Source organism: Aphanizomenon sp. UHCC 0183, assembly GCF_009712065.1.
Taxonomy (GTDB): domain Bacteria; phylum Cyanobacteriota; class Cyanobacteriia; order Cyanobacteriales; family Nostocaceae; genus Dolichospermum; species Dolichospermum heterosporum.
On the sequence record NZ_VILC01000099.1, the window covers coordinates 1 to 16,216 of the forward strand.

The 16,216-nt window shown below is 37.3% G+C and carries 16 protein-coding genes; 8 read left to right on the top strand and 8 right to left on the bottom strand.

Annotated features, from left to right (window positions below; all coding sequences use genetic code 11):
• Positions 1–150 precede the first annotated feature (150 nt).
• The 4 genes from FJR37_RS22310 to sipA form a co-directional block, all read right to left on the bottom strand.
• A complete protein-coding gene (locus FJR37_RS22310) occupies positions 151–744 on the bottom strand; it encodes a chemotaxis protein CheB (protein ID WP_052149985.1) in 594 nt (197 codons plus the stop codon).
• Positions 745–919: 175 nt separating this feature from the next.
• Positions 920–1,789, bottom strand: coding sequence for a polyphosphate kinase 2 family protein (locus FJR37_RS22315; protein ID WP_168467151.1), 870 nt, complete (start codon positions 1,787–1,789; stop codon positions 920–922).
• Positions 1,790–1,867: 78 nt separating this feature from the next.
• Positions 1,868–2,425 (bottom strand): peroxiredoxin, encoded by a 558-nt coding sequence (locus FJR37_RS22320; protein ID WP_168467152.1) that lies wholly within the window; start codon positions 2,423–2,425, stop codon positions 1,868–1,870.
• Positions 2,426–2,477: 52 nt separating this feature from the next.
• On the bottom strand, positions 2,478–2,720 hold the full coding sequence (gene sipA / locus FJR37_RS22325) for a regulatory protein SipA (RefSeq protein WP_039204971.1): 243 nt from the start codon (positions 2,718–2,720) through the stop codon (positions 2,478–2,480).
• Positions 2,721–2,872: 152 nt separating this feature from the next.
• Here sipA and FJR37_RS22330 point away from each other — a divergent pair, with 152 nt between their 5' ends.
• Both FJR37_RS22330 and FJR37_RS22335 read left to right on the top strand, forming a co-directional pair.
• Positions 2,873–3,457 carry a hypothetical protein gene (locus FJR37_RS22330; RefSeq protein WP_168467153.1) on the top strand — a complete coding sequence of 195 codons (585 nt, stop codon included), beginning with the start codon at positions 2,873–2,875 and terminating at the stop codon, positions 3,455–3,457.
• A 672-nt stretch (positions 3,458–4,129) separates the two neighbouring features.
• Positions 4,130–4,969, top strand: coding sequence for an FAD-binding domain-containing protein (locus tag FJR37_RS22335; protein ID WP_168467154.1), 840 nt, complete (start codon positions 4,130–4,132; stop codon positions 4,967–4,969).
• Between the two features lie 119 nt (positions 4,970–5,088).
• Here the strand turns inward: FJR37_RS22335 and FJR37_RS22340 are convergent, their stop codons facing one another.
• On the bottom strand, positions 5,089–5,613 hold the full coding sequence (locus FJR37_RS22340; RefSeq protein WP_200889022.1) for a helix-turn-helix domain-containing protein: 525 nt from the start codon (positions 5,611–5,613) through the stop codon (positions 5,089–5,091).
• An 81-nt stretch (positions 5,614–5,694) separates the two neighbouring features.
• Here FJR37_RS22340 and tnpA point away from each other — a divergent pair, with 81 nt between their 5' ends.
• From tnpA to FJR37_RS22370, 6 genes are all read left to right on the top strand, one after another.
• Positions 5,695–6,099: an IS200/IS605 family transposase gene (gene tnpA, locus FJR37_RS22345; RefSeq protein WP_039204965.1), complete on the top strand. Its 405-nt coding sequence runs from the start codon at positions 5,695–5,697 to the stop codon at positions 6,097–6,099.
• A gap of 1,310 nt (positions 6,100–7,409) precedes the next feature.
• The gene (locus tag FJR37_RS22350) at positions 7,410–7,916 is read left to right on the top strand and encodes a DUF29 family protein (protein ID WP_039204963.1); all 507 of its coding nucleotides are present in this window, start codon (positions 7,410–7,412) and stop codon (positions 7,914–7,916) included.
• A gap of 137 nt (positions 7,917–8,053) precedes the next feature.
• Positions 8,054–10,219 carry a type I DNA topoisomerase gene (topA, locus tag FJR37_RS22355; protein ID WP_168467155.1) on the top strand — a complete coding sequence of 722 codons (2,166 nt, stop codon included), beginning with the start codon at positions 8,054–8,056 and terminating at the stop codon, positions 10,217–10,219.
• 290 nt (positions 10,220–10,509) lie between these two features.
• Positions 10,510–10,659: a hypothetical protein gene (locus FJR37_RS22360; protein ID WP_168467149.1), complete on the top strand. Its 150-nt coding sequence runs from the start codon at positions 10,510–10,512 to the stop codon at positions 10,657–10,659.
• Between the two features lie 267 nt (positions 10,660–10,926).
• Positions 10,927–11,322 (top strand): hypothetical protein, encoded by a 396-nt coding sequence (locus FJR37_RS22365; protein ID WP_168467156.1) that lies wholly within the window; start codon positions 10,927–10,929, stop codon positions 11,320–11,322.
• Positions 11,319–13,859, top strand: coding sequence for an AAA family ATPase (locus FJR37_RS22370; protein ID WP_168467157.1), 2,541 nt, complete (start codon positions 11,319–11,321; stop codon positions 13,857–13,859). Before FJR37_RS22365 ends, FJR37_RS22370 begins: the two co-directional genes overlap by 4 nt.
• Positions 13,860–14,012: 153 nt before the next feature.
• Here the strand turns inward: FJR37_RS22370 and FJR37_RS22375 are convergent, their stop codons facing one another.
• From FJR37_RS22375 to FJR37_RS22385, 3 genes are all read right to left on the bottom strand, one after another.
• Positions 14,013–14,576 (bottom strand): GAF domain-containing protein, encoded by a 564-nt coding sequence (locus FJR37_RS22375; protein WP_174763463.1) that lies wholly within the window; start codon positions 14,574–14,576, stop codon positions 14,013–14,015.
• Between the two features lie 163 nt (positions 14,577–14,739).
• The gene (locus FJR37_RS22380) at positions 14,740–15,540 is read right to left on the bottom strand and encodes a type 1 glutamine amidotransferase (RefSeq protein WP_217355366.1); all 801 of its coding nucleotides are present in this window, start codon (positions 15,538–15,540) and stop codon (positions 14,740–14,742) included.
• A 109-nt stretch (positions 15,541–15,649) separates the two neighbouring features.
• Complete coding sequence (locus tag FJR37_RS22385) at positions 15,650–16,156, bottom strand: rhodanese-like domain-containing protein (RefSeq protein ID WP_168467158.1); 507 nt, start codon at positions 16,154–16,156, stop codon at positions 15,650–15,652.
• Positions 16,157–16,216: the final 60 nt, after the last annotated feature.

A 16,216-nucleotide genomic window follows, 5' to 3' on the forward strand; every position in this document is an offset into this window, starting at 1 on the left:
AACTAATTTTTCCGGTCATCCCCCTTTACAACGTTAAGCATCTTTAATTTCTGGAGATGTCTATTGAACTTGCAAAACTATTGTTCATACATAGTCAGTGTTTGATAATAACATAAATTGGTGATATATTATGGCAAAACAGCATGGGGATTATAACGAAACAGCATGAGACATAACCAAAGTTATCAAAGCTGAAGAAATTTCTGTTAAAGGGAGGATGAAATCTACATTCCCTGTCTTAATTGCTGAAGATGGCATTCCCGTAAATTCAGCACTTTTGTCATCCTGGACAATTACCGTCCCACCCATTTTTTTGATTGCTTCCACTCCCATTGCGCCATCACTACCAGTTCCTGTGAGGACAACAGCGATCGCTCTTTCTTTATAACTTGCTGCCACGGATTCAAACAACAAATCCGCCGAAGGACGGAGAAAATGCACCATTTCCGACTGAGACAAAGAAGCTGTACCATCACTATTCACCAACAAGTGGTTATTCGGAGGAGCAATATAAACAGTCCCCGGAGTGAGTTCATCTCCTGCTTTTGCCTGGACTACTTTCAGTGGAGTCCGACGACTGAGAATTTCTGCCATCAGGGATGGATGACGAGGATCTAAATGTTGAACCACAACAATTGCTGCTCGGAAATTTGCAGGTAAATTTGAAAGCACCTCAATTAATGCCGTTAATCCACCAGCAGAAGCCGCTAAAGCCACAATATCAAAGTTAGGAAGATTTGGCATATTTATCCTGAAAATTATCATCTTTCCCAACTCTAAGATATCTAAATTTTCAACTCATTCCCTGTACCTACAGACCTATGGATCAATCATAGCTAATTTGTAAACATATAAATGCTTAGATCCCCGACTTCTTAAAGAAGTCGGGGATCTTTTTGTTCACATTTCACTGACAAAGCTAATTTTCTGCTTCCAGATTTTTTTTAGCTTCCTGTAATTGCTTTTTATTTTCCTCACTAATTTCAGGATATTGCAAATTTAATTCCTGTAACTTTGTGCAAATAATATCTGCTACCACCAACCGTGTAAACCATTTCCGATCAGCAGGAACAATATACCAGGGAGCAAATTCTGTACTTGTATTGTTAAAAACTTGCTCATAAGCATCCATATAATCATCCCAAAAAGCCCTTTCTCGGATATCACTAGCAGAAAATTTCCAATGTTTTTCCGGTGAATCAATCCGTGCTAAAAACCGCTTTCTTTGCACCGATTTTGAGACATTTAGAAAAAACTTCAGCACAATTACCCCATTATTAACCAAGTATTTTTCAAAATTATTAATTTCCTCAAATCGCTGTTTCCATATCTGATTACCTTGAGGAAACTTGGGTAATTGTTGTTTTTTAAGAATTTCTGGATGTATCCGCACTATCAGTAATTCCTCGTAATATGAACGATTAAAAATGCCAATTCTACCCCTTTCCGGGAGAGACTTCATCGAACGCCACAAATAATCATGATCTAATTCTTCCTCACTAGGAGATTTAAAACTAAATACCTGACACCCTTGGGGATTCACCCCCGACATCACGTGCTTAATGGTACTATCTTTACCAGCAGCATCCATAGCTTGAAAAATAATTAACAAAGAATAACTATTTTGGGCATAGAGAACATCTTGATATTTAGCTAGTTGTAAAACACCTGTTTTTAATTTTTTAATCGCATCAGTTTTTGGGTGAAACTCGCATCTATAACCTGGATTATAGTCCTTGATCAAAGAAATCTGATCACCTGGTTTAACAATATAAGGATCATGATTCATCTCAAAAAATTAGCCTCCAATGGAATTATCCCTGGCGATTGGAAAGATGCCTCTGGCATCTTTCTAATCGCCCTCTTGCTAAGAAACAGAAGATTGCAACTTGTTCAACATTTCCAAAACTTCCATACTGTGAATACTAGGATTAACCTTCACAAAAGTTGCGCGTAATATCCCTTGAGGATCAATAATAAAACTATGGCGCATAGAGACAACACCTATCCAAGAACCATAAGCCTTACTAACTTCACCCTTAATATCAGCTAACAAAGGAAATTTTAACCCCTCCGAGTCACAAAATTCTGCATGAGAATCAACATTATCAGCACTGATACCAATAATCTCAGTATTTTTCTGAATATATTTAGGTAAATCTTGCTGAAACCGTCGGGCTTCAATAGTACAACCAGAAGTAAAATCTTTGGGGTAGAAATAAAGAACTACCCACTTACCCCGAAAATCAGCTAGAGAAACTTTACCATTGCCTGTATTAGTGGGTAAGGTAAACTCAGGTGCAGGTTGATTAATTGTGGGTAATTTACCACCTAAAGCTTGAGCAGGAGGGGTAAGATTAAACCAACTAATAACAGCCAAACAAGAAGCAAATAAAATGCTAATAAAAGTGCGACGGGAACCCATTTTCTCAACCAAAAGAATAACTTAAATAAGTTTACATTTTTGTTGTTCTCTTTCAATCTGATTGCGGTTCGGACAGGTTTTCGATACTTTCAATGTGTTGGCTATCTATGAGAAAAGCGCCTCTAGTAAAGCGGACACCCCAATAACCACCAGGGCGATGGTCAAGAACTATACCTTCCTCGCCAATATGAATTACTTCAGGGGGACGTAACATAGGCATTGGTTCAGCCGTTTTCAGGTATGGTGGCAATGATACCACACGGACTTTACTACCAATTGGGAATTCTGAAGACATTTTGCAATGGTTTGTAGTTTTGAATAAGTAGGCAGGCAAAATTAATTATATAAAAGATTTAGATTTAAGGTAGGTGTAGGGGTAGCGCCCCCGTGCCTACCCCGTGCCTACCCCGGTAAGTAATTGGACAAAAATATTTAAATTCGATAATCATGAAAATAAGATTTCTCAATTATTCTCTTGCGCTGGTGGTTTTATGTGGCGGATATACAATTACTCCAACTATAGCCGCTAACCAACAGGTAAAAGTGGCGAAATCTATCTGGAAGTTGTTTTCTCCTGCTGACGGTAGTTTTCGGATTTTAATGCCAGGGAATCCCAGGGAGACTAAACAAACAGTAAATACAAAATCGGGGAAAATTAAATTAAATCTGTTTAGTGTTGAACGCCAACAAGAGGAAGTTAATTATGCCGTTGGTTATGTTGATTATTCCTATGAATATATTGAATTATTAAATCGCAAAAAGCTGGTTAAAAAGGCTTTAGATAACGGACGCAATAATGTGGTTAAAAAAGCCAAAGGAACTTTAATTAGTGAACAAAAAATTAGATTAGGTTCTTATTTTGGCAGGGAAATTAGCTATAGTAAACCGGGAGGAAACATTGTCAAACTAAGAATATATTTAGTTAAAACCCGGTTATATCAAGTAAGTGCGGAAACTACCAAAAAAAGACAGAAGTTTTTAACTAAGAGTATAGAAGGGTTTTTAAATTCCTTTAATGTATCTTCAAGATAAATACGATGTTGAGCGCATAAGATTTTGGGCGCAGGTCTTGTTTGGGTGCAGGTCTTGTTTGGGTGCAGGCCTTATTTGGGCGCAGGCCTTATTTGGGCGCAGGCCCTGCGCCCCTACGAACTCATTTTAAATATTAATGCTGTTCATCTTATTCCCAGTCTCTGACTGGGAATGAATTCTAGAAGGCTCTGCCTTCAATAATATTAGAGGCAGAGCCTCATCAACTGCATTCCTAGTCAGAGACTAGGAACGAGATGTGGTAGGGATTTGAGCTTAAGTTGACACCAATGAAGCTCTTGCTTTACCCCTACGTTTAGAATCAAACAATCAAGCCGTTTTGAGTATAAGTAGGTGAACACAATAAAACCAAACTGTGTAAAGAAATGTAAAATCGCCTAAACCCTCTTCACTCTTGCCTCTTGCCTCTTGCCTTTTGCCTTGCCATAACGACAATTTTCAACGCCAACCTACTATAATAGGTAAAATGAGTTAGGATATAAACCAATTAGTTAGGGGATAAAACCACATCTGATTGTAAACTACTAATACCAATTTTACGTGAATCTCCACAGAATCATAAAATACATTGACTCATCCTTCCTTATCTGCATTTATTTGCGTTCATCTGAGTTTAATTATTCTTAAAATCTTAAATAGACATATACAAATTTTATGTTACGTGATTTCCAAAATCGAGCCGAATTAGTCGCATATCTCAAGGAACAGTTCCCCCAAGCCGCAGCACAAGATGATCACATTAGCGATATTCCCGGAGGAAGGAAAGCCGCACAACAAGCGCTACAAAAAATTGACCCCATAGCTTACGCAAAAACCCGCAACTTCCTAACTGGTGACATTACCAAATTGTCACCATACCTTCGTCATGGAGTCTTGAGTTTGCGGGAAGTTCGAGAATATATACTGAACCGAATTGAGAATCCAGAGGATGCTAATAAACTAATTAACGAATTAGGCTGGCGTGATTATTGGCAAAGATTATATGTCAAACTAGGAAACGAGATTTGGCAAAATCAAGAAGAATTCAAAACCGGTTATCAATCAACAGACTACGCAGCCCAACTACCTGAAGATATCACAACCGGAACGACAGGACTAGTTTGCATTGACAGCTTTAGTCAGGAACTACGAGAAACAGGCTATCTACACAACCATACAAGAATGTGGTTAGCAGCTTATATTATCCATTGGCGACATATTCAATGGCAAGCCGGCGCAAAATGGTTTCTTCAACATTTACTCGACGGTGATCCAGCAAGTAACAATATGTCATGGCAATGGGTAGCAAGTACATTTAGTCATAAACCCTATTTTTTCAACCGTGAGAATCTAGAACGTTACAGCAAAGGCGTTTACTGTCGTCAATGTCCCCATTTTGGTAAATGCGACTTTGAAGGCAGTTATGAACAAATAGAACAGCGACTTTTTCCTCAAGCTAAATTCAGCAAACAGCCTAATAGTCAAAGTTGGCAAAAAGGCAATCATCGAAGTTGACACTCCCCGCTCTAAAGAGACGGGGATTCTTAAGATTTTACAATCCTAATATCCTGCTCACACAGGTTCCCAGACTCAGTACGTTTGCACAAAAGTGCGTGCTGATACCGCCAGTTGCTCTACTTGGGGAAACCCCAAGACCGCACTGGCTCATCTTCTGGGCGTTTAGCTGTTAAACAGCAAGTTTCGCGGAGTCCCCACGTACTACGGTTTTTAAACTTAGGAAACCCTCTCCCTTCAAAAAAGTTTTTATAGGCAGTGTCAAGGCGTTTGACGTTTTGCTGTAGGACTGTAGAATCAATCTCAGCAAACCAAGGTCTAGCTTTTTTTAGATATGGTAATGCCGTTATTTGAATATCACCAGCACTGCGTCGAGGGTTTTTGAGTTTGCCATCCTTGTCAGTTTTAGCATCTTTCCACGGCTCTCCACTTGCTCCATTTTTACTGACAAAACAAGTTAATGAACAAGCTTCTGCTTTAGTCCTAATATCACAATAGTCACCTTGAATAAATTGCTGGTTGTATTGAGCTATTCTGTCAGCCAAACTCCAATTGTAAGTAGACCGGAGCATATCTAGCCAACCGTCCATTTTATCGGACTGACTAATATTAGGACGTAGCTTATATACATAATTTGTTAGCAAATATAAGTCCCTTCCATTGTTGTTTCCTTTATTTGATTAAACAATAGCTATATACAAATAGCAAGTAAATATTTTAAGGTTATGGCTAAGTTTTCTCCAGACGAGTACAGGCACGAAAGCAATGCGGTATCACTCCTGAATTACCACTTTGTCTTTATTCCTAAGCGGCGGAAAAAAGTGCTAGTAGGTGCTATTGCAGAGAGGTTACAGCAAATTATTTGCGAGTTGGTTATAGAAAATAGGTGGAAAATTATTGCTATGGAGATTATGCCAGATCATGTCCATCTGTTTTTAAATGTGAAGCCAACCGATGATCCATCTAGCATCATGAGGAAAATTAAAGGCAGGGCTTCTCATCATCTCAGGAAAGAATTTCCCGAACTTTTAAAAATACCTACCTTATGGACACCAAGCTATTTTGTGAGTACCGCTGGAAATATTTGCACAGAAACGGTTAAGAAATATATTGAACAGCAACGCGATTAATGTCAATGCAGGATAAAGGAAAGCAACTAGCCTTCATCCCTTGTCTAAAGTCTAAAGCACAGATGTAGCTTCCTAAGTCAGCTACATCTTCAAGGGTTTTCGGCATTTCTCTTATAAGGCCACCAATTTGTTAATAAATGTAAAGAATAAGTCCTATCTCAAAAATCAAATGATATCTTAAAAGCATAGGACACCAAGCAAATAAAAACCGACTAAAAGAAAGGGTTCTTTTTAGGAACTAGGGTCAGAAACGGTAAGTTCTACCGGGATTGTCTGTGGAGCGGGCGAACAAGATTGGAAGTCATTCTAAGACCGCGATGAAGCAGGAAATAAACGCTAAGATTATCGCTGTCCAGATGTGTCTAGACTTTGGTAATTTTGGGTAAGTTTTATAGAACGGTAAATGATTCAGTGTGTCCCCCTATCATAAGCCCGACAATTACAGCGTTATTGATGACGAAGTGGCAACTAGCCAAACTCTAGATGAGGTGGCGAGGCCAAATCCCAGAGCGGAAAGACGTGGAGATGCTGTATTTGCGTTTTAGAAAGTCCACCCTTAGTAACTTAAATTCACTTACTCACTTTAATCATTTGAAACCTGCAAATTCATTAGAACCCGGTCAACCTTGATCGGGTTTTTAGATGTTTATATCTTGTTTTAATGAGACAATTGCTGTGATATGAGCTAAATAGTCCTTTCCCAATTGATTTTTTACAGTATAATTTAAGGATTTTAAAGCGGCTCTAAGTAGTGAGGCAAAATTAATTACACAATGCCATTGCGTAAGCGTTGCGTGGCGTTAGCCATATGGAACGAAGTGAAATGAAGCAATCGCAAGGGTTGTGATTGCTTCCCTTCGCTCGCAATGACTGTATACTAAACACGGTTGAGACATGGACTTTTACAAAATTACGAAAAACCTAGATTTGTAGGGGTAAAGCAAGAGCTTCATTGGTGTCAACTTAACGTAAAACCCATAGCCCGCCTGGGAATGAATTCCCAGTCTAAGGGACTTCCAAATAAAAAAATACTCAACCACCTAACGCAAAAATCTCTCAAACCCTTATTCCTCTGTGTCCTCTGCGCCTCTGTGGTTCGTTAATCAGGATAATTTATTTCTTGGAAGTCCCTTTGGCAATAAAGAGTAATAACCCAAGTAGTTAATGGTAAATCTGCTGAACCTAAGACAATTATAATAAAAGCAAATTCTAATACTTTGCAAGAATTAAATTTAAAATTACCTGAGTGTGCTTTTTCAGGAAAAGATGTGTTATTATCAATATGTAAATAATACTGGAGGTTAATGAAAATGACTCAAGAATTAATAGACCTCAGAAACAGCATTTTACAAGGAAATTACGCAAATGCTTTAGCAATTGTAGATGAATTAGAAGGAATGAGTAAACAAGCAATATTGCGAAATATAGAATCTTATTTAAAGATTTTACTGATTCACTTGATTAAAAATCAAATAGAACAGCGATTAACAAATTCTTGGATGGCTTCTATTCGTAATTCAATTAGAGAAATTCAAAAAATTAATCTTAAAGAAAATAAAAAATCCTATTATCTGAATGAAAATGAATGGGGAAATTTAATTGAGGAAGAAGTAATTGAAGATGCGATTGCTGAAGCAAGTTTAGAAATAATGAATGGTAAATATACTCGTTCTCAATTATCAAAGATTCTAGATAGAAAAGAAATTATTACGACGGCTATTACATTTTTATGCTTAACTTATACTTATTCAGCAAAAGAATTACCAGCTATTATGGATGATTATCTGAGTCAGTTACCAAATGATGGTAATTGGTAATTGTTGTTGATTGCATTGAAGAGGATGTTTTACTCTCACCTAAGATGATGCTACTGATGCTGCATAGGATTACGATGTTAAGAATAATTGACCGCAGATAAACGCGGATGAATTAATGGATATAAAAAACAAGTGCTATGCCTAAACGTCTTCTAGTGGTTGAATCTCCCGGAAAAGTCAAAAAACTGAGTCAAATTCTCGGTGCAGATTGGATTGTTCGCGCTAGTTGTGGACATATCCGCGAACTCAGTAACGACGGTGATGATTCACTAGGATTTACAATGGATGGTAATACTGTTCGCTGCAATTATGTTCCCCGTGACCAACGCGCCAAGGAAACGATTCAACAATTAAAAGCCGCTGTTAGGCAAGTTGATGAAGTTGTTTTAGCTACAGACCCAGACAGAGAAGGAGAAACCATTGCTTGGCATCTTAAAGAAACTTTAGGATTAAGAGACCCTAAACGAGTAGTTTATACTGAGATTACACCATCAGCAGTGCGAAATGCGATCGCCCATCCCAGAAAACTTGACACCAATCTCATCGGTGCAGGATTATGTCGAGATTGTCTTGATAAGTTGGTAGGTTACAAAGGTAGTCCCCTGGTTTGGGCATTAAATAACGGAGCAAAAAGCGTAGGTAGAGTTCAAAGCGCCACATTACACCTAATTTGTCAGCGCGAAAGAGAGATTCTGGCTTTTGTTCCCCAAGATTACTGGAGTGTGTGGGTAGATTATCAAGAAGGATTTCGGGCTTTTTACAAAGGTACGGCCAATACTGAGAAAGAAACACCAGAACCAGAAACGGAAACTCACGATGATGCAGCTAGTAACAACCCAGAAAAACCTGAATCTCAGCGCGTTCTCTCGGAAGCAGAAGCCACAAGATTAGTTGAAGAAGCAAAGCGTCATCCTCATCAAATTATTCACTTAGAAGGGAAACTGGTTTACCGTCAACCCCCTCCACCATTTACCACCTCCACCCTCCAACAAGCTGCCGGTTCAAAGTTGAAATTTTCCCCTGACAAAACTATGCAGGTGGCGCAAAAGCTATATGAGGCAGGGTTGATTACATATATGCGAACAGATTCAGTCATGTTGAGTCCTGAATTTTGTGCGAGCGCTCGTCAATGGTTGGAACAAAATGACCCGCAAAATGTCCCCCAGCAAGTAGCCAAACAGCGTAGTAGTAAAACCGCTCAGGAAGCACACGAAGCCATTCGTCCCACAGATGTTTTTCGTCCTTCGGTGCAATTGCGGGCAGAATTACCTGAAGATGAGTTTAACCTATATGTGATGATTTGGAAAAGAGCGATCGCTTCTCAATGTCGTCCGGCTCAACTTCGTAAAACTCTAGTAATTACGAAATCAGGTAATATTCTATGGCAAGCTAGAGGGCAGGTAATTGAATTTTACGGTTATGCGAAATATTGGCTGAATCTTAGCAAAGATGCAGTTTTACCCTTATTGCAACAGGGACAAACACTGAATTTAGCCAAAGCGGGACATGACCAAAAACAAACCCAACCACCACCCAGATATAGTGAACCCAAACTGGTTCAATTGATGGAACGTAAAGGTATTGGTCGCCCTAGCACTTATGCTCCGACAATTGCCACTTTAAAGAAACGTAATTATGTGGAATTGAAAAAAGATAATCTTCAACCTACAGTTTTGGGTTTAGAAGTAGATGAATTTTTACAAAAGGCTTTACCAGATTTATTAGAAGCCGAATTTACTGCTAAAATGGAAGATGCCCTAGATGCGATTTCTGAAGGAAAAAACTCTTGGCAACATTATCTAACTACTTGGAATCAAAGTTATTTTGTTCCTGCACTTTCCAAAGCTAAAACTGTAGTTACTAATTCATCAACTACAGGTAAAAATAATAATTTTGTTGAAAGAAAATATGAAACTTCTAAAACTCGTTGTCCTGATTGTAAGGAGTGTTTAGCTAAAATTCCCAGCAGTAAAGTTAAAAAGAAATACTTTCTTAAATGTGTGAGTGGTTGTGAAAACATTGTGCTATTTTGGAGCGATTTTAACAAGAAGTGGGAAGCACCAAAAACTAAAACATCTACAAATGAAAATGCTCCCAAACCTTCTGCAAAAATTACTGCATATCCTTGTCCTGTATGCAAGAAACCTTTGGAGGAATACAGTTATATTAAAGATGGGCAAAATAAAACTATGTTGCGGTGTTCTGGTCAGGATTCATGGAAGGATACGAAACATAAGGATGTGGCTTATTTTCATACTGCAAAAGGATGGTGGAGTCCTAAATTTGGGAATTTAAATGTCTAAATCAGGATTCCCAGGATTTAAGGATGTACAGGATGTTATTTTTTATTGTTGATGAAAAATAGCGATTTTTGAATGATAGAGAATATACTGTTACTGTAATTATCATTTTTTGTTTTTAAATATTCACAGAAAATCTAGAAATCACCATCCTGTAAATCCTTTAATCCTGGATATCCTGATTCTGACAATATCCAATCAACATTTATTCTGTAAACACAATGCTATTGGTGTACTTCACTTACATAAAATATGCTATATAATTGAGACGAAATAGATTTTAATATCCTCTCATGACATTACAAGAATTGCAAAAACAAGTGCTAAAATTACCAATGAGCGATGAGCGATTCCTCCGGATCGCTTCGCTATCGCTGGCAATTGGTACAATCACTGCTAGAATCACTACAACAGGAAGTTCAACCAGTTTCAAAGAAGGGTAAGGGACTTCCAAGAAATAAATTATCCTGATTAACGAACCACAGAGGCGCAGAGGACACAGAGGAATAAGGGTTTGAGAGATTTTTGCGTTAGGTGGTTGAGTATTTTTTTATTTGGAAGTCCCTAACTGTTGAGGAATAGGTTGTAGATAATTCCAGAATTTTAAAACTTACTTGCTCATGCGAGCTTTATTTTAGTTAAATTTAATATCAACATTATATGATACGATCAGCCTAACTATTTTTTTAATTTAATACTTAGTGTCAAATATGCCTCATGCTTATAACAAAGCAGCATTTATTACTGGTGCAAACAGTAACAATTGTCTATTATCGTTATATTGTTCACTTGTAACTCTGGAACTTGCTATCAAAGATCATCTTGACCCACCCTGGCAAACAGGGCATAAAATAATAGACTGGCTGGGTAGTTTAGGTGAAACTTCACTTGCAACGCAGTTAGACGCACAACTTTCCGCCTTATACTGTACCCATAAAGATGGAACTGAAGTTAATGTCAAGGCTAACCAATATCCTGATCTTAGATATATCAGGCATGAAAGTGATTTTCCAGGAAAGTCCACTGATAATCAAATTCAAGCTGCGTTAGATATTATTAGAGATATTAAGATACAGTTAAACGCTAGGGGAGTATTGCTACAATGAATGCGGCTAAACTATTTGAAAAAGTAAAAAAGCTTGGAGAAATACAAACCATATTTAGGTTTCCTTATGTTCATATCATCTATTTATCTCCTAAGTTTCAAAATATTGATGATGATGACCGCGAAATATCTTTTGCTCAAGATCTCGAAATAAGTGTGGCAGAACTAAGAAATACACTTCATAATTCTTTACTTTCATTAAGGCTTCTGACATCAGAAGAATTTGCAATAGAATATCCTGAAAATCGTCCACGAGAAAGAGGACATCATTGGTTAAGTTCTCTTATCGAACAGCAATTTCAAAAATCAGTTGTTAATAATCAGGTTTCAAAAGAACTAAAAATTGTCCATTTTTATGGATATAAAGGTGGACAAGCACGTTCCACTCTACTTGGACTCATGTCTACAGTTTTAGCTGAAGATGGGTGGAAAGTTCTTGTTATAGACAGTGACATTGAAGCCCCATCATTAGACGTAATTTATGGACGAACTTCCGGTTCTATTTCAGGAACTTTGCTAGGAGTAGTTCAGTCTGTTGAAGAAATAAAACCTGAGCGTGTTAAGTCGATACCTTTAGCTGGATATGTAGATTTATTAGCCTGTCGGCCAACTTCGCCAGATTTTAATATTGATGCTGCGGCATTTGCTCTGCGCTCTGCTCTTGAACCAATGATAATTGAGAATGCAGCTAGGCGAATCTCGGAATTTGCGGCTGAAAAAAAATACGATATTATTTTAATCGATCATCGAGCCGGACTTTCACCAGTAACTTTACCCTGGATGACTACACTTCCAGGACCAACTGTTGTATGTGTTCGTCTTGATGATCAATGGCTACCCGCTAAACAATTCATAGAATCTGTCTTGAGAACACATATTTCTAATCCTGGAGTTTTTGTTTCTTGGCAGCCAGATAATGAGAATGAAGAATCATATATAAACAGGAATAATCAACAAATTGAAACATTACTAGATATGCTGGCAGAGATAATATCTCAAGAATCAGAAGATGAAGATTCAGAACTTTCTGCTGTTGAAGTTCGAGATCATTGGATTATTTGGCCTTATGACAGTGCTTTTAGATATAGCCGATTGCCAGATAAAAATCAACTAGCACCCAAAAACTTTGATAAACTTAGTAGTCTACGCAGTATTTTAAATATAGCTTCTAAAAAGCAGATTCAAAATAACATACTTACCCCAAGTGGAGCTACAGATGAAGGAGATTTGATCCAGACAGATGCTCTCCAACAACTTCTTATACCTGGCAATTCAATTTCATATATTTTTGGTAGAAAAGGTACAGGTAAAACTCGATTATTAAAAGAATTAGCCAAGGCAGAAATTGGTGAACCATTACTTGTAACTGCTGATAATGCAGAAGATAAAGGTTTGAAATCTCCTAGTCCAGAATTATCCGCAGCTATTGAGCATTATCGAGATACACCTGAGAATTTATGGTGGAATTTACTTTTAGCTGCCCTAGAAACAAAGACAACATCAAGAGAATTGTTAAGAGAAAATTTTTCTCAGAAACTAGAGGAGAATTTCAATGGAAATATTATCAATTTAATTATTGATCAATTAAATCAAAGTCCCAAGCGTACTTTTCTTCTTGATGGTTTAGAAACTGCTTTTACTGCTCAACTTACTTTTAGATATATTGAAAGCCTTTTTAGATTTATTCAAATTATTGAATCTGATGATAGACTATCAAATCGTTTACAGTTTAAACTTTTCTTAAGAACTGATTTAGCTCAAGGAGGCTATCAGAACATTGAGCAACAAATATTTGGAAAGGTAATTTATCTAAATTGGGATACCCAAAAAATATTTAATTTTATATTATCTCGAATAGATAAAATTAACTGGTATCAAGAAAATTTTCCAGGACTAATAGAAAGAATAAAAGAAAAACGCCAAGATATCCAAGGAGGTATTTTATCTACTGAAGAATGTGAAAATTTATTATTAATGGCTTTCCCAGAAAAACTGCGGAGAAATAATCTGGCTACTAAAACATTTCTGAAAACATATTTTGCAGATAGTGCCAGCGAAACACCAGAAGGTAGTACCACTGATAAACTGCGTTACTATCCACGTATTTTCGATAAATTTATTCAAGTAATTGCAAATCCCACACCTACTGATGTAGGTTCTTTTACAGGTAAACAAATTGAAGATGGTAAAATCGATCCTTCACTCATTGATATAGCTCATGAAGCAGCAGCAAAAGATTATTTAGGACAGTTGCGTTCTGAATTAAATTATCTAATTAATCTTGAAGATGATTTTTCTAAAAATGAACAAAAAATCAGGTCTTTACTTACTGCATTTAATGAACTGAAAACACCTTTTAAGTTAGATCAATGTATTTCTGAACTAGCTGAAAAGACACAGATAGATAAATCAAAAATTAGGAATGCAATTGAGAGTATGAAAAGTGTGGGAATGTTTGAAGATCGTCCTAAGTATTCTGGTGAACTACGAGTTGGCCGCCTGTTTAAATCTTCATTGAGAATGAAATATAATCGTTAATATCCTCATAAAGATTCAGGTACTTAAAACCTTCTACATAAAAAATGAGAGCTTGAAAAAATGTGTTAGCAAGTAGGTTGGGTTTTCTTACGTCAACCCAACATTTATTTCATAATGTTAGAGGGTATTCGATTTGAATACAATTATAATTTATTAACTTTCTAAAATATTAGAATCTGTTGCTAAGGTTCGCGCTCCTGTTTGCATAAGTTCAATATCTGTTAATGTCCAATCACGAGGATGCTGACAATGATGCGCTACTAATAGTCCCCATAATCCTCGCGGTATGAGAATTGGTACTACCAGATTAGCGCGAACTTGCATACTGCGAAGGAAATCACGGTGACAATCCTGAATTGGTTCTAATTCTATATCAGCGATCGCTCTTACTCTTCCTTCTAAGTACAAAGCAGCATATTCATGGTTAAAACAACCGCTTGGTCCGGTAAAACCAAGAATCGAATATTCATCAGCACTCAATGATTCAAATGTTACCTGCCCTTGCCATTGTTCATAGAAATAATACAATACTACACGATTAGCCTGAAGTGATTCTCTCAGGTGATTTGTCGTTTTTCGCACTAATTCATCGCGTTCTATTCTGATAACAAGGCGATTAAGTAATTTTTGCAACCCCTCATCAGGATGACAATTTGAGCGATTTTCAAATTCTGGGGAAGAAGGTTTACCTTGAGCGGAGTCGAAAGGAAGTTGCACAGATTTAAAATAATAACTAATTAAACAATTTCACGCTTCTATAGAAACTTATCAGACATTGTACAGAAAATTATTCTTATTTAATAAAGAAATAATGTAGTTTATGAAGCTGGTGATTGGTGATTGGGAAGAATGTTTTACCCATTACCCATCACCCATATTCTTAACTGACTCTAACTATACTGGGCAAATTAACTTTTAAGCGTTTCAATATCGCTTCCCGTCCTTGCATTGCCAAAGTATCTTCTAAAGGTGAAAGTTTGATTTCTTGCTGATATTTTAACTTTAACGCAGTTTGAATTAACCAATCGGCAACGAAAGGATTTTTTGGTAATAATGGCCCATGAGAATAGGTAGCGATCGCATTTTGATAAAACGCTCCTTCTGTGCCATCTTCTCCATTATTCCCCAAACCATACACCACACGCCCCAAAGCTTCCACTTTTCCTAATGTAGTCCGGCCACCATGATTTTCAAACCCGACTAAATAAGGTTTTGTTCCCGTCATTGCTTCTAGTTCCTGTGCCAATCGAGAAGCTGTTACTTCTATCACCAAATTACCAATACATCTTTTAGTATTTTCACCAGGATGGATAGAAACTAAATCCAAGATTCCTAAACCTTCAATCCTTTGTCCAAAGGCTGGTTCATAATAATTTCCTAGCAGTTGGGGAGAACCACAAGTAAAAACTCCCGGTGTGCCATGTTCGATTTTATCACGCATAGCCTCAGCTTTTGCCCCTTGTAAATCCCGCATGACAATCTCTTGCTGACGATCCTGCGCGCCCCCACCAACAATCACATCTACTGATTTTATATCCTCTGCGGTAGACTCTTGGTCTAAGGGTAAAACAATGACATTATATCCCCGCCATTGAGCGCGACGTTGGATAGTGATCACATTTCCGCGATCGCCATAGGTACTCATCAACTTGGGATATAGCCAACCAATAATAATTTCCATCGGTTTATAACTTATAAAACCTTTACTATAACGTTAGTAGGGAATAAGTTAAAAACTAATCATTAAAAAAGCAGATTAAACAGGCTTTTTAGGAATTTTTAATGGTTAGTTATTTTACCAATGCTGTATTAGCTGCTTTCCAACCATTCATGCTGGGTGGGAAACCTCGCACATTCTCATAGCCCAACAAGTGTAAAGACATAACCGCCATTGCGGAACGATAACCAGCGGAACAGTAAACTACTACAGGCTGTTTTTTCGGGATCTTGTCGAGGTTTTGCACCAATGTCCGCAAAGGAATATTGATAGCATTACCAATATGACCCGATTCATACTCAAAAGGTTCTCTGACATCCACCAGAAAAATATGATTTTGTTTCAACAACTGTTGCAACTCTTCCACTTTCCCTACTGTGTAATAGTTTCCAGGTATGGATTTGAGGTAATTATCCACTGTTGTTAGCTCTTCAGCATTAGAAGTATCTATTACTGCGATTTTCTGCGTTGGTGATAAAGGCAATGCTACGGCTGATGAGTTATAGGTAACACCAAAAAAGGCACAAATAAATATGCAGAAACTCGATAGAATTACAGTTAAACAAAGTCGAATTTTCATGAATTATTATTTCTTGAGAGTAATCCACAAAAAGATTGAGTGAATAGTTAAAATGAACTG

Coding starts and splice junctions, on each gene's coding strand:
- FJR37_RS22310 (WP_052149985.1), bottom strand. CDS start 744: ATGCCAAATCTTCCTAACTTTGATATTGTGGCTTTAGCGGCTTCTGCT.
- FJR37_RS22315 (WP_168467151.1), bottom strand. CDS start 1,789: ATGAATCATGATCCTTATATTGTTAAACCAGGTGATCAGATTTCTTTG.
- FJR37_RS22320 (WP_168467152.1), bottom strand. CDS start 2,425: ATGGGTTCCCGTCGCACTTTTATTAGCATTTTATTTGCTTCTTGTTTG.
- sipA (WP_039204971.1), bottom strand. CDS start 2,720: ATGTCTTCAGAATTCCCAATTGGTAGTAAAGTCCGTGTGGTATCATTG.
- FJR37_RS22330 (WP_168467153.1), top strand. CDS start 2,873: ATGAAAATAAGATTTCTCAATTATTCTCTTGCGCTGGTGGTTTTATGT.
- FJR37_RS22335 (WP_168467154.1), top strand. CDS start 4,130: ATGTTACGTGATTTCCAAAATCGAGCCGAATTAGTCGCATATCTCAAG.
- tnpA (WP_039204965.1), top strand. CDS start 5,695: ATGGCTAAGTTTTCTCCAGACGAGTACAGGCACGAAAGCAATGCGGTA.
- FJR37_RS22350 (WP_039204963.1), top strand. CDS start 7,410: ATGACTCAAGAATTAATAGACCTCAGAAACAGCATTTTACAAGGAAAT.
- topA (WP_168467155.1), top strand. CDS start 8,054: ATGCCTAAACGTCTTCTAGTGGTTGAATCTCCCGGAAAAGTCAAAAAA.
- FJR37_RS22360 (WP_168467149.1), top strand. CDS start 10,510: ATGACATTACAAGAATTGCAAAAACAAGTGCTAAAATTACCAATGAGC.
- FJR37_RS22365 (WP_168467156.1), top strand. CDS start 10,927: ATGCCTCATGCTTATAACAAAGCAGCATTTATTACTGGTGCAAACAGT.
- FJR37_RS22370 (WP_168467157.1), top strand. CDS start 11,319: ATGAATGCGGCTAAACTATTTGAAAAAGTAAAAAAGCTTGGAGAAATA.
- FJR37_RS22380 (WP_217355366.1), bottom strand. CDS start 15,540: ATGGAAATTATTATTGGTTGGCTATATCCCAAGTTGATGAGTACCTAT.
- FJR37_RS22385 (WP_168467158.1), bottom strand. CDS start 16,156: ATGAAAATTCGACTTTGTTTAACTGTAATTCTATCGAGTTTCTGCATA.